The organism is Sphingobacterium spiritivorum, assembly GCF_016725325.1.
In the GTDB taxonomy this organism is placed as follows: domain Bacteria; phylum Bacteroidota; class Bacteroidia; order Sphingobacteriales; family Sphingobacteriaceae; genus Sphingobacterium.
In genome coordinates, this window is sequence record NZ_CP068083.1 from 1,495,871 (window position 1) to 1,509,660 (window position 13,790).

The 13,790-nt window shown below is 41.3% G+C and carries 11 protein-coding genes; 9 read left to right on the forward strand and 2 right to left on the reverse strand.

All coding sequences use genetic code 11. The features are described from left to right. Positions 1-121 precede the first annotated feature (121 nt). Both I6J02_RS06040 and nagA read right to left on the reverse strand, forming a co-directional pair. On the reverse strand, positions 122-1,651 hold the full coding sequence (locus tag I6J02_RS06040) for a glycoside hydrolase family 10 protein (RefSeq protein WP_201680888.1): 1,530 nt from the start codon (positions 1,649-1,651) through the stop codon (positions 122-124). Between the two features lie 150 nt (positions 1,652-1,801). After that, on the reverse strand, positions 1,802-2,926 hold the full coding sequence (gene nagA / locus I6J02_RS06045; protein ID WP_201680889.1) for an N-acetylglucosamine-6-phosphate deacetylase: 1,125 nt from the start codon (positions 2,924-2,926) through the stop codon (positions 1,802-1,804). Between the two features lie 69 nt (positions 2,927-2,995). Here nagA and I6J02_RS06050 point away from each other — a divergent pair, with 69 nt between their 5' ends. The 9 genes from I6J02_RS06050 to recG all read left to right on the forward strand — a co-directional run bounded on the left by I6J02_RS06050 (position 2,996) and on the right by recG (position 13,708). After that, positions 2,996-3,136: a DUF6728 family protein gene (locus I6J02_RS06050; protein ID WP_003000088.1), complete on the forward strand. Its 141-nt coding sequence runs from the start codon at positions 2,996-2,998 to the stop codon at positions 3,134-3,136. An 11-nt stretch (positions 3,137-3,147) separates the two neighbouring features. Then, entirely contained in the window at positions 3,148-3,534 is a 387-nt protein-coding gene (locus I6J02_RS06055; RefSeq protein ID WP_003000090.1) for a RidA family protein, read from the forward strand. Continuing rightward, positions 3,534-4,448, forward strand: coding sequence for an EamA family transporter (locus tag I6J02_RS06060; protein ID WP_201680890.1), 915 nt, complete (start codon positions 3,534-3,536; stop codon positions 4,446-4,448). Before I6J02_RS06055 ends, I6J02_RS06060 begins: the two co-directional genes overlap by 1 nt. A gap of 346 nt (positions 4,449-4,794) precedes the next feature. Beyond that, positions 4,795-7,860, forward strand: coding sequence for a SusC/RagA family TonB-linked outer membrane protein (locus I6J02_RS06065; RefSeq protein WP_201680891.1), 3,066 nt, complete (start codon positions 4,795-4,797; stop codon positions 7,858-7,860). Positions 7,861-7,871: 11 nt separating this feature from the next. Further along, complete coding sequence (locus I6J02_RS06070) at positions 7,872-9,542, forward strand: RagB/SusD family nutrient uptake outer membrane protein (RefSeq protein WP_201680892.1); 1,671 nt, start codon at positions 7,872-7,874, stop codon at positions 9,540-9,542. A gap of 131 nt (positions 9,543-9,673) precedes the next feature. After that, complete coding sequence (locus I6J02_RS06075; protein WP_201680893.1) at positions 9,674-10,375, forward strand: hypothetical protein; 702 nt, start codon at positions 9,674-9,676, stop codon at positions 10,373-10,375. Between the two features lie 47 nt (positions 10,376-10,422). Next, positions 10,423-10,854, forward strand: a complete 432-nt coding sequence (locus tag I6J02_RS06080) for a hypothetical protein (RefSeq protein WP_236582321.1) — start codon at positions 10,423-10,425, stop codon at positions 10,852-10,854. A gap of 2 nt (positions 10,855-10,856) precedes the next feature. Next, positions 10,857-11,549: a hypothetical protein gene (locus I6J02_RS06085; RefSeq protein WP_201680894.1), complete on the forward strand. Its 693-nt coding sequence runs from the start codon at positions 10,857-10,859 to the stop codon at positions 11,547-11,549. 53 nt (positions 11,550-11,602) lie between these two features. Next, positions 11,603-13,708 (forward strand): ATP-dependent DNA helicase RecG, encoded by a 2,106-nt coding sequence (recG, locus tag I6J02_RS06090; RefSeq protein ID WP_201680895.1) that lies wholly within the window; start codon positions 11,603-11,605, stop codon positions 13,706-13,708. Positions 13,709-13,790 lie beyond the last annotated feature (82 nt).

The following is a 13,790-nucleotide window of genomic DNA, read 5'->3' on the forward strand; positions in this document are numbered from 1 at the left end:
GCATGATATTTCGAAAAATATTTTAAAATAAACACAAAAAAGGGCTTGAACAGTAATTCAAACCCATTTTTATAAATAAAAATAATGCATTCACGTAACAAGACGCAAGAATACGCAAATATTACTTCACCTTATAGACACCCATTTCTCCTTCATTCTCTAACGGATCTATTGCTTTTACAATGACCATTTTTAGTTTTTTCCCGTTTTCCTCACGCGCAAACTCCTTACTCAGCACAGAAGGCACTACAATCTCATATTTCCACTCTCCTCCGTAATTAGTATATACCAACCATTTGCTTACCTGCTCTTTTCGCGGGTGCGACCATTTGACAAATACAGTCTGCTTATGCGTATCGCCACTTACAAAAGGAGCTGAAAGATAGAAAGAAGTTAGCCAGGGTGTTCTTGGAGCAAGTGCCTCCGTCCGATAGGGTCCGTCCGCAATCGCTCTGGTCATAGCAGCATTTTTAGTTAGCCCAGCAATACTCCAGTGAATGGCGCCGATACTGTTTGGAATTTCCTTACGCGTCGCCTCTATCTGACGGACAATCTCATTGGAATAATCTGCAGATCGCCTTCCGACTGTATTAACACCAGGCCACACATGACGTCCTAATGTATTTTCACTCTGCCACCATTTCAATAAAGTCGTAAAACTCTGCTTAGCAGGCTCAATAGGCCAGTATAACTGTGGTGCGAAATAATCGATCCATCCTTTATTGAGCCATAGCTTAGCATCCGCATATAACTGATCATACTGACTTGATCCTTGTATACCAGCAGGATACCCTGGCTTCCAGATACCAAAAGGACTGATTCCAAATCTTACATGATCTTTTTCGGCTTTGATTTCCTTATAGATCCGTTCAATAAATGTATTTACGCTGTTTCTTCTCCAGTCAGCACGGGTAAGTTTACCACCGGATTTGACATAAGCATTCCAACTTTCAGTATCCGGAAAATCCTGTCCTCCGTTATATTCTGCATACGGATAGAAATAGTCATCAAAGTGCACACCATCGATATTATAACGCTTTACGATATCTAAAACGACACGTGACGCATGATCCTGAGTAGATTTTTTAGAGGGGTCAAACCAATAATAACCCTGCTTCAGTTTCAGCACAGATTCAGGCATCCGCTTTACCATAGATGCTTCCGTGACCACACCACTTGCACTGTGATGCGCACGATAAGGGTTTAGCCAGACATGAAGCTCCAGACCTCTTTTGTGTGCTTCCTCGACCCAGAATTCCAGTGGATCATAGTAAGGGTACGGAGCTTTCCCCTGTTGTCCTGTCAGAAATACAGACCAAGGCTCATAATCACTTTTATATAATGCATCTGCAGCAGGTCTTACCTGAAAGATAACTGCATTAAAGCGATTTGATTTTAAAAAATCAAGTAAGGAAATGGCTTCCTGCTTCTGTTCCTCTGTAGAGAGGTTGTTTTTACTTGGCCAGTTTATATTAGCAACAGATGCGACCCAGGCCGCCCTGAATTCACGTGGTACCTGTGGCAAATCGACCTTAAGCTCTTCTTCTTTTTCCTTCGCTTTGGTTTGTGGCTTTTCTATTTGCGGGGTAACTGCCTTCACAGAATCAACCTGTACAACAACAGAAGGAGCTACCAACACTTGATTTTTCATTCTTTTCTTGGAAGAACATCCGCTCAAACCAACAAAAATAAAACTCAATACTATAACGTAAACTAACGGCTTATTCATAAATCGTAAAATAAACGACAAAACTACACTTTTAAGATTAAACGAAAAACTAATCCCCGCTATTGCCGTTTTCTAACCTTTAATGTCAATCAGCTCTCCCTCAAAAACAACCTGCTGAAGCCCGAATGAATCATCAAACACAATTATATTGGCTGTTGCACCAGCTTCGATCCTGCCCAGATCCGTACGACCGATAAGATTTGCAGGATACAATGTGGCCATCCGTAAAGCTTCTTCGAGAGGAATTTCAACTTGCAATACAGCATTTTTCACCGCCTGCAACATCGTTAGTGCAGAACCGGACAATGTCCCGTCCGGCAACACATAATGATCTACATTCAGTATATGTTTATAGATTCCTTTATCACATTTCGCAACCGCATCCGTAATCATAAACAAACGTTCTCCCATTTGCCTTTTAGCCACTTTTGCCGCTTCATAATTCACATGAATACCATCCAGAATAATACTTGCACAGGCCCGGGCATGATTGAAAACAGCACCTGGAAGCCCTGCTTCTCGATGATGGAAAGCTGACATCGCATTGAAGAGGTGTGTCGCCGTCCGGATACCTCTATCAAATCCTGCTGTAGCCTCTTCAAAAGTCGCATTGCTATGTCCTGCACTCAATAAAATACCTCTGTCCAGCAAAAGAGACAGGCAGTCGGAACTCAGCAATTCAGGAGCCACAGTCATCATTTTAACCAAAGCCTTATGATCATCATTCAATAAGTGCGTAATCTCTTCCGTTGTGGCTTTTATAATCAGCTCTTCCGGGTGTGCTCCTCTTTTTTTTGCATTCAGGAACGGGCCTTCCAGATGAAGACCTAATGCAACTCGTGGTTCATACTTATTTACAATGGCAATAGCTGTTTTGAATACATCTATAGTATTAGTGGCCAGACACAAGAGGTAGGAGGTACAGCCTTGTTTCAGAAGTGTATCATCAATCTTAGCCAGTGAATCACTGGTCAGCTCAGCGGAAAACAGCTGGTCACCTGCGCCATAGATCTGAAGATCAATCAGTCCCGCACTCACCAATCCTCCTTTTGCATCTATAACCTTTGCTCCTGCCGGGAGTTGCTCTGAAGGAATAATAGAAGAAACCTTATCATTTTCCAATACGATGATACGGTCAGATAATATTTCGGTACCTGTAAAGATACGCCCGTTTACAATTACAGTTTTTGTATGCATGATGCCTGAATTTTGAGAGATATAAAGATAAGGATTGGTAATGTCAATGAAGGTGTGTAAATTAGCTTAATGGATTCTTTTAACAAAAAAGACAGCGAAAAACCTGTCAATTCGAATATCAGACTGATGCGAAATATCAATATTATAGCCATCACGATCTTCGTACTGGCTATTCTTTTCAAGGTTATCCAACATTTCTTTTTTAAGTAAACGCTAAACGCATGTCAGAAAAAATTATTTTAAACACTGAAAAAGCTCCCGCAGCTATCGGACCTTACAACCAAGCCATTAAAGCAGATAAAACATTATATGTATCCGGACAGATTCCTTTGATTCCGGAGACAATGGAACTCATCACATCAGGTGTCCGCGATGAAACACATCAGGTACTCAAAAATGTGGAAGCTATTCTAAGTCATGCAGGATATTCTTTTAAGGATGTAGTCAAAACATCTATCTTTTTAAAAGATATGGGTGACTTTGCTACTGTCAATGAAATATATGCACAGTATTTTGTAGATGCACAGCCAGCCCGGGAATGTGTTGCAGTAGCAACGTTACCAAAAAATGTAAATGTAGAGATATCCGTAATTGCCTGGAAAGCATAGTGAATAACGAAATAAAAACTACAGAAAGCCGCGGAAAGTATTTCTTAGCGGCTTTTTTAGCCCCCTTTATATGGGGGTTTATGTCTATACCTGTTCGCTGGATACGTGGATGGCCCGCCGAAGATATCCTGTATTTTCGCATATTGACAGCTATGCTTATCCTTTGGATATTCATCCTGATATTCCGGAGAAAAAAATTAAAGGAAGACATTTATCATTATAAAGAACTGATCCAAAAAGATAAACGGAAATATGTTTGGCTCACCATTCTGGCTTCTGTGTTCATCTTTGGTAACTGGTATACCTATATATACTGCATTAATCATATCAGCATACAGGCTGCCGCATTTGCATACATGTTATGCCCTCTCATTACTACTGCAGCTGCCCATTTTATTCTCAAGGAAGAATTAAGTCTGATCAAAAAAACAGCTCTGTTCTTTGCGTTATGCAGTGTCATCATGTTGGCAACAGGCTCCTTGATTGAAGTATTATGGTCAATTGCAATAGGTGGATTATACGCTTTCTACCTGATCATACAAAGAGTAGTACAGGGATTTGACAAATTAAATATTCTGGCCATACAGTTGCTGTTGTGTATGGTTATCGTTGTACCTAAATTATTATTCAATCAGCATGCGCTGCCAACAGCACCCGTATTCTGGTACACAACATTCATTATAGCCTTGTTGTTTACGATTGTTCCGTTATATCTGAGCATGTTTGCACTCAACAAAATATCGTCATCAACTGTAGGCATCATGCTGTATATCAATCCGATAATAGCTTTCTTCTTAGCCGTATTCTATTTCAAAGAGCAGGTCGATCCGCATAAATTCTGGGCATATGGCTTACTTATCATAGCGCTGATACTCTTCAATTCAAAGATCCTGACAAAAATTCTGAGAGGTTAAAAATACATCCCCGAATAAAATTTCACTCAAAAACTGACAATAATAAAACAAAAAAGTCGTTAAAGTGTACTTATTTTAGCATCCGCTTTTTCAGCGTTGCTAAAAGCTTTTAACACACAAAATATAAACTGTAATTGTCACTTTATCCGTTATCTGATTATATCGTAATTAGTAGTTCTGTTTCCTTAAAAAACTGTAACTGGCTATATCCCGCTTTCTGTAAAAGAGCGACGCGACAATTTTTTGCATACGAGACACATCCTACGTGATATTCGATGCTTGCTGAATAGAAAAACAATAAACAATTATATCTTTTGATAATACACTATCTTAAAATCACCAATATATGGGTCTTACTACTATCAAATTTCACGAACTGCTCAAAGCGACTTTAATAGTACTGCTATTAAGCTTTGGCAGCAGCCAGGCATTTGCACAGACGCGGCAAATCAAAGGGCTTGTCCTTGACGGACAGAATCAATCTCCAATTGCAGGAGCGACTATCAAATTGGTCGGCACAGAACAAGCCGCTTCCTCCGACCAAAACGGAACCTTTACCATCACCACGACTTCCACATCAAATACCTTAAGTGTATCTTCTGTGGGCTATGAAACAAAAACAGCAACCGCTGCTGCAAACGGAGCACAGGTAACTATCGTACTGACACCTAGCATGCAGGAACTGGAAAGTGTGGTCGTGACCGCACTGGGGATCAACCGTGCACAAAAATCATTAACCTATTCTACACAACAGGTTAATTCTGATGAATTGAACCGCGTAAAAAGCCCCAATCTGATCAACACCTTAAATGGTAAGGTTGCCGGTGTCAATATTGCTCCAAGTTCTTCCGGACCCGGAGGTTCTGCCAAAGTGGTTCTGCGAGGTAACAAATCTGCCTCCGGCAATAATCAGGTCCTTTATGTTATTGACGGAGTGCCGATCAATAACAGCACACTGGGTACACAGCCGAGCAATGTCTTCGGAGGGGAACGCGATCCGGGAGATCCGATTGCTCTTATCAATCCGGAAGATATTGAAAACATATCCATCCTGAAAGGTGCTTCAGCCGCAGCTTTGTATGGTAGCCAGGCAGCAAATGGTGTAATCCTCGTAACAACGAAGTCCGGAAAACAAGGCCGTACAGTCGTTAATTTTTCATCCAGTGCAACGCTGGAAACACCTGCTTATACTCCTGAATTCCAGAATAAATACGGCCAGGGTTCCAACGGAGTAGCAAGTACCACAGGGTCTTCCAGCTGGGGAGAGGAAATCTCTGCACAGAACTACGATAATGTAGGTAAGTTCTTCAGAACAGGTAATAACTTCACCAATTCCATTACCTTATCAGGAGGAAACGAAAAGAATCAGACGTACTTCTCGTACTCCAATACACAGGCACAGGGAATCACTCCTAATAATGACCTTTCCCGTCATAACTTCAACTTTAAGGAATCTGCAAACTTCTTCAATGATAAACTAAAAGTAGAAGGAGGAGCAAACTATATCACCCAGAAATTAGAAAACGCACCGCAGACCGGTTTTTACTTTAACCCTATTGTAGGTCTGTATCTTCTTCCGAGAAGTATTGATATTTCACCCTATAAAGATTTCGAAAAATTCAATCCGGCAAGAAATCTATACGACCAAAACTGGTTTTCTATAACAGATAATGAGACGACGCAGCAAAACCCTTGGTGGATCGTCAACCGTAATCAGAATTCTTCTGTACGAAACCGTCTCCTTCTGAATGGTAGTGCAAAATATACAGCTACTCCCTGGTTATCTGTTCAGGCTCGCGGTAGCCTCGACAGAACGAGTGAAGTATATGAACGAAAAGTATACGCAGGAACACAAAGCATCCTGTCCAGACCAAACGGAAGATACGATTATACAAATACAACGATCACACAACAATATGCAGACTTGGTTGCCAATGTCAATTTTGATGTGACAGACAAATTCAAGATCTCCGGTTTGCTGGGAACCAGTATCACCGATTGGAAAACAGAAGGTGTTGATTACAACAGCGGACAGGAAAGTCTGAAAATCCCGAATGTTTTCACACTTCAGAATTCAACAACCCCTCGTCCTTCGACACTTTCTGCTATGAGAAGACAGTTACAGTCTGTATTTGCAAGTGCTAATCTATCCTACGACAACTGGTTATACTTAGATCTCACAGCACGTAATGACTGGTCAAGTACTTTAGCGTTTACAGGCAATAAATCGTTCTTCTATCCATCAGCCGGTCTGGGTATTGTGCTGAACGATAAACTGAATTTACCGTCGTTTATTAATATGGCGAAGATCCGCGGATCATTTGCGCAGGTCGGTAATGACTTGCCGCCATACACAACATTACTCACCAACAGATTAGACCCGTATGCTGTCCTTACACCAAATGATATTGCATTCCTGAGAGAACTGAAACCGGAAATGACCAACTCTTTAGAGATTGGTACGGAATGGAAAATGTGGGATAACCGCCTGGGCATCGATGTGACCTATTACAAAACGAACACAAAAAATCAGTTCTTCAAGATCGCAGCAAGCCAGGCATCATTCTACAATCAATATGCAATCAATGCAGGAAATATTCAGAATCAGGGTATAGAAGCATTGATCAGTCTGGATGCTGTTAAATCAGAAGATTTTAACTGGACTACAAGTATCAACTATTCTTACAATAAGAATAAGATTATTGAACTGGATGACAGAATCAAAGATTTCTCTCTTACAGGGGAAAGCCGTAATAATTACGCTTCTAAATTCGAAGTTGGCGGCTCATTCGGAGACATCTACGGACAGGATTTCCAGAAAGATGATCAGGGAAGAATTATTGTCAGCGACGGTATACCTCAAAAGAATTCAAATTATACCAAATTAGGAAATGCTAATCCACTCTGGCAAATGGGCTGGAATAATAATTTCAGCTACAAAAACCTATCACTTAGCTTTTTGATTGATGGCAAATTTGATTACGAAGTGATGTCCGTGACGCAGGCTGTACTGGACGGATACGGTGTGTCCAAAGTCAGCGGAGACGCACGTGAGGCAGGAGGTGTAGCGATCAATGGTGTTACTCCGGCCGGAGTTCCTGTTACCAGCATCGATGCAAATAAATGGTATACTTCCACCGGTGGTATAGGACCTGTAACCAGTAACTATATCTATGACGGTACAGTGGTCCGACTGAGAGAATTGACTTTGGGCTATGACTTCAATATCAAACAAGGTTTTATTAAGAAATTAAAAGTTTCAGCAGTAGGACGCAATCTGTTCTATATTTCTAAAAAAGCACCGTTTGATCCGGAGGTTACCATGTCTACAGGCAACACACTGAGTGGCGTAGATATCTTTATGATGCCTGCAACACGCAACTACGGACTTACTTTAAATGCAACATTCTAATCTGGACTATCATGCAAAAAATTAATATAAAGAAATACGGAAGCTATTTATTATTCCTTTCGTTATCAACCGGAGTACTGAGCGGTTGTACCAAAAATTTTGAAGAATATAACACGAATAATATCGGAGTGACAGATGAAGACCTCAAGCTTGACGGACAGGATCTAGTGTTATTCTTTCGTCAGGCACAGATGGCCATCTACAATTTTTCAGGTGGTGGCGATCCCAACTCCTATCAGGTACAACAAAATCTGAATGCAGATGTATTTTCAGGATACTTCATGTCTCCGACACCATTCAACAGCGGTCAGAACAATCTTAACTATGCTTTAGTAAACGGGTGGAACGGAGAACCTTTCAAAGTGTTATACGTGAATGTACTGAACTCCCTCAACAAACTCGAAAAGAATGAGCTGGCTACAACATATCCGGCACTGTGGGGATCCGCTTTAGTGGTAAAAGTTGCTGCAGCCAGTCGTGTAACCGATATTTACGGTCCGATTCCTTACAGCAAAGCGGGTATTATAGGAGATATTCCCTACGATAGCCAGGCAGATATCTACACCAGCTTTTTCGCTGATCTGGATGCCTCTGCAAAAATACTGCAGGACTACATCGCAAACCCTTCTGCAAGCCCTGTTCCTGATAAAATTAATGATATAGATCTGGTTTATAAAGGAGCTGACAATACTGCCCGCTTCAGAAACTGGCTCAAATTATCCAATTCTCTTCGTTTACGCTTAGCCATGCGTATTGTAAAAGCAAATCCGCAATTAGCGCGTGAACAAGCGGAGAAAGCTCTTAATCCTGCAAATGGCGGAGTAATAGAAGTGAATACCGAGAATTTCACAATCCATATTCCAACAGATGCGAACTTCTCCAACCCACTATTCTTTATTGCAAAAAACTGGGATGACACACGTATCAACGCATCTCTGGAATCATTTATGGTGGGCTATCAGGATCCCCGTATTTCCAAATACATGGATAAAGCTACTGATCCTGCATTTGCAGGACAGTACAAAGGCATAAGGGCAGGTGCAGACGGAATAGAAAAAGATAAATACAAATCATACTCCTCGTTGAATACAACAGATGGCAATCCTTCTTTTTCTGCAACTACAGCCCCAGTGCTGATGACAGCTGCCGAGATATATTTCCTTAGATCTGAAGCTGCACTCCGTGGATGGGCAAATGCCGGCGGAACAGCACAATCGTTATATGAGAAAGGAATAGACCTATCCTTCCAGCAATGGAATGTCTCATCTCAATTGAGCCACTACATTCAGGATAATACGAATATACCTGTCGAATATCTAGATCCTAAGAACTCAGAAAATGACGCTACTCCTATGACAGCAATCACCATCAAATGGGATGAGGCGGCAAGCAATGAGCAAAAGCTGGAACGTATCATCACGCAGAAATGGTTAGCCATATTCCCTGAAGGACAGGAAGCATGGAGTGAATACAGAAGAACAGGTTATCCAAAATTATTCCCGGTTGTAGTCAACAACAGCGGAGGCACGATCAGTACAAGTGTACAGATCCGAAGATTACCTTTTCCTCAGAATGAATATAATGCCAACGGTAGTGAAGTCCAAAAAGCAATACAATTGCTTGGAGGAGCAGACAACGGAGGTACACGTTTGTGGTGGGACAAAGAACAGGGAAATTTTTAAAATTCCTTATTCAAGCCTGCAAAAGCCCCTGATCTTATTTTAATCAGGGGCTTTTTTATTTAAATAATAATACTGCTGTAGCATAATGGTTGCAATCAACGTCTTTATCTTAAAACCATATTATTATTCTTATGAAAATCCAAGCTGTATCAATTTCGATACTTTTCACCCTTATTCTCACACTCATGGGCTGTAAGAAAGAAGGAGAGTCCTATGAAGAGCTAAACAGACTAGCAGATCTTAAAATTCAGGAAGCCATGCAACTTACCAAAGATCGCTCCTGTGGCAATCTGAGTGAATGGCGAATAGACACGCTCTACACCTATGGTTATTTTCCGGTACACCCAAGTTTTGAACAGGACTACAAAAAACTAGTAAAAGAAGCAAACGAGCTCTTTATAAGAGCAGGGAAACTCTACAACGGTCCGGTACCCAATACTGCCAGAACGTCAATGGTGGTTCTTCCCCCTCACTTCGGATTACGTTGTGCAGATGGTAAGATAAAAGTAATGACGGCCAATGATTTTGATCTGACAGAGGTTAATGATCGCTTACAGAAACTTTTTCCGGAAATCAGAGACTTTTTTAAAGAGGAGACATGTAGTTCAGCTTCAGGATGGTATGTAACCACCATACGCAAAGATTGTGAATTTGTACCAATAACCTATACAGATACCAAAAGGCTCAGAGAGTTTTCAAAGAGAGTGGAAGAATATGCTCATCTATATTATCGTAAAACCGTTTTGGATAAATCTATGAATTGTCCATCTGTAAATGACAAACCGGCAAAAGGGGTAACTTGTGAGAATGGCAAACCTGTTGTTAAATACTAATCAATAGCGAAGTAATCTGCATTATTACACTAAACCCCTACTTGGTTATGAAGCAAAGAACACTGTCAATATCGTTATTCTTTATGGTAATCCTGATTTTTTTCAGTTGTAAAAGAAAAGATTGCTGTATTCCGGATATACCAAATCCTTACAAAAATTTTAGCCAGGAACAGTTAAAAAAACTTTCAACAGATTCTTACAAAAAGCTGGATGAGTTAACAAACAGTATACCCTGTTCCGATCCGACAGACTGGAGTATGACCGATATCCGGACAGAGTGTGGATTATCCCATATCGTATACCACAAAAGTATCGATAGAGCAAAGCTTGAAAAACTGATCTATGACCATAATCAGATTATGGAAATATATGCGCCAATGGTCGCTCCTGCAATAAATTGTATGGCTTATCAAAAGCCCTCCGGTATTATCTGTCAAAACGGCAAAGCAACATTAATCTATAACAATACCAAAAATTAACTATGAAAAGAATATTAAGCCTTCTCCTTTTATTGTCCGGAATTATATTTTCGGGCTGTAAAAAAGACCCCGGTTATGAAGAATTAAACCGTCTGGCAGATGAAAAGTATCAGGAAATAGTACAATTGACACAAAGTGTAGCTTGCGGAGATCCATCCGTCTGGAAGATCGCCACTATCTACAAGCTAGGGCCGACATATCTTCCGGTACACCCAAGTTTTGAAGAGCGGTATAAAAAACTCGTAGAAGAATTTCATGTTCGCCGCAAACGCGCTGATAATGCTCCGGATGCTCCCCCTATTCCTTACCTCGATTACATCGAAGGCTATCCACCCATTGGAATACGATGCAAAAATAATAAGGCCGAACTTTATTATGCTAAAGATATGACGCTGCAGGAAATAGAGGTGGAATTACCAAAATATTTTACAGAGATTGTAGATTTCCATAAAAATGATCCTTGTACTAATCCTAATGTGTGGAGAATAGGATATATCCGCCAAGACTGTAAATATATCGCTGTACTCTACAATGAAAACATCAGAGGAGAAGAGTTTTATAGAAAAGGTCGTCAGTACGAAAGTCTGCTTGCATCCAAAAGACAACTGCAAGGTACACCTCCATGCACCAATCAGAATGACAAACCTGCAAAGGGAGTCAGCTGTGAAAATGGAAAACCAGTCATACAATACTAACCGTATTTGAAGCATTTTTCTTAAATTAGCCACTTAGCAGAAATGTAATTGCAGTGGCTAATTTATCATTAATAACACCCATAGAATATCTCAAAGGCGTAGGGCCGCAAAAGGCCGACATACTCAAAAAAGAGTTGCAGGTTTTTACTATTGGTGATCTGCTGGAATATTACCCTTTCCGCTACATAGACCGTACTCAGTTTCACAAAATCCACACACTCCATCCTGATATGATCGGTGCCCAGGTATTGGGACGATTGGTCGGGCTGCAGGAAGTTGGTGAAAAAAGAGGAAGAAGGCTGGTCGGTCAGTTTAGAGACGATACCGGATCAATAGAACTCGTCTGGTTTCAAAGTATTCCCTGGCTAAAAAAATCCCTTAAGATTGGTTCTCCGTATATCCTTTATGGAAAACCGACCGAATTTAACGGACATATCTCTATCACACATCCGGAGATGGAGCTGTATAATGCACTGGAACAAAAGATCGGAAATCAGAGTCTGCAACCCGTTTATTCCTCTACAGAGAAACTCAAAAAATTCAACCTCGACACAAGGGGTATACAGCGTTTACAACAGACAGCTCTGGAGACGGTATACCGTAGTATCGGAGATATGTTGCCTTCTTACCTCATACAGGAACACCGGTTAATCGACTACCCGAAGGCTTTACTTGCCATTCACTTCCCAAAATCACAGCAGGAACTCGATCAGGCAATCCGAAGGTTAAAATTTGAAGAACTGTTTTTTATCCAACTCCGTCTGTTAAATAACAAGCAGCTCAATACGCTCAAATTTAAAGGTCATCGCTTTGATCAGGTCGGAGAAAAGGTCAATACATTTTTCAATGAAAAACTTCCTTTCCCACTGACCAATGCACAGAAAAGGGTGATCAAAGAAATTCGTCAGGACACCAATACCGGCGCCCAGATGAACAGGCTTGTTCAGGGAGACGTGGGTTCAGGAAAGACAGTCGTAGCCCTGATGAGTATGCTGCTCGCCATAGACAATGGATTTCAGGCTTGTATGATGGCTCCAACAGAAATTCTTGCTACACAACATTACGCCAGTGTAAGTGAACTGTTAGGTGAGGAATTTGCAAAAGTCCGTTTGCTGACCGGATCTACGCCTGCCAAAGAACGTCGGATTATCCATCAGGAGCTGGAAGAAGGGACACTGGATATACTGATAGGTACGCATGCGCTTATTGAAGATAAAGTACGATTCAAAAATATTGGTTTTGTAGTTATTGATGAACAACACCGGTTCGGAGTAGAACAGCGAGCCAAACTGTGGCGTAAAAATATCATACCTCCGCATATGCTGGTGATGACAGCTACACCTATACCGCGCACGCTAGCAATGACTATGTACGGCGATCTCGATATCTCGGTCATTGATGAATTACCGGCAGGCCGTAAACCGATTAAAACGGTGCACTTTTTTGAAAGCTCCCGGCTGCGCATGTTCGGTTTTATGAAAGAAGAGATCGCAAAAGGGAGACAGGTGTATGTCGTATTTCCCTTGATTAAGGAAAGTGAAAAGCTGGACTTGCTCTATCTGGAAGCCGGACTTGAAAACCTGCAACGTGAATTTCCGTTGCCACAATATAAGATCAGTATCGTGCACGGAAAAATGCCGGTGAAAGATAAAGATTTTGAGATGCAACGCTTTATAAAGCATGAAACACAAATCATGGTAGCGACGACAGTGATCGAAGTAGGAGTCAATGTGCCGAATGCATCTGTCATGGTCATCGAAAATTCCGAACGCTTTGGACTATCCCAGCTTCACCAGCTACGCGGACGTGTAGGAAGAGGTGCCGAACAATCCTTTTGTATCCTCATGTCTGGCAACAAACTAAGTAAGGAAGGCCGTTTACGACTGGAAACAATGGTCCGCACCAACGACGGATTTGAAATTGCAGAAGTCGATTTACAACTGCGGGGTCCCGGAGACATCTCCGGAACACAGCAATCCGGTGTACTGGACATGAAGATCGCCAATCTGGCCAGTGATCAGGCGATTCTTTCGGAAGCCCGGAATACGGTGATCAGCATTTTCAAAGAAGACCCTACACTCCAGTCTGAGAAGAATATTTTACTTAGCGCTTACCTTAAACAACGTGCTCCTGGTATCTCCTGGGACAAAATCTCTTAAAAAACCCCTATCTTTGCATTATGCTTTGAGCAAGATGCTTCCGGCAAACAAAATTGCGTAGGAATCTGTTAATAATATACCT

Excerpts from the sequence above, each read along its gene's own strand:
- I6J02_RS06075 (WP_201680893.1), top strand. The coding sequence starts at position 9,674 with ATGAAAATCCAAGCTGTATCAATTTCGATACTTTTCACCCTTATTCTC.
- nagA (WP_201680889.1), bottom strand. The coding sequence starts at position 2,926 with ATGCATACAAAAACTGTAATTGTAAACGGGCGTATCTTTACAGGTACC.
- I6J02_RS06065 (WP_201680891.1), top strand. The coding sequence starts at position 4,795 with ATGGGTCTTACTACTATCAAATTTCACGAACTGCTCAAAGCGACTTTA.
- I6J02_RS06080 (WP_236582321.1), top strand. The coding sequence starts at position 10,423 with ATGAAGCAAAGAACACTGTCAATATCGTTATTCTTTATGGTAATCCTG.
- I6J02_RS06070 (WP_201680892.1), top strand. The coding sequence starts at position 7,872 with ATGCAAAAAATTAATATAAAGAAATACGGAAGCTATTTATTATTCCTT.
- I6J02_RS06050 (WP_003000088.1), top strand. The coding sequence starts at position 2,996 with ATGGATTCTTTTAACAAAAAAGACAGCGAAAAACCTGTCAATTCGAAT.
- I6J02_RS06055 (WP_003000090.1), top strand. The coding sequence starts at position 3,148 with ATGTCAGAAAAAATTATTTTAAACACTGAAAAAGCTCCCGCAGCTATC.
- I6J02_RS06040 (WP_201680888.1), bottom strand. The coding sequence starts at position 1,651 with ATGAAAAATCAAGTGTTGGTAGCTCCTTCTGTTGTTGTACAGGTTGAT.
- I6J02_RS06085 (WP_201680894.1), top strand. The coding sequence starts at position 10,857 with ATGAAAAGAATATTAAGCCTTCTCCTTTTATTGTCCGGAATTATATTT.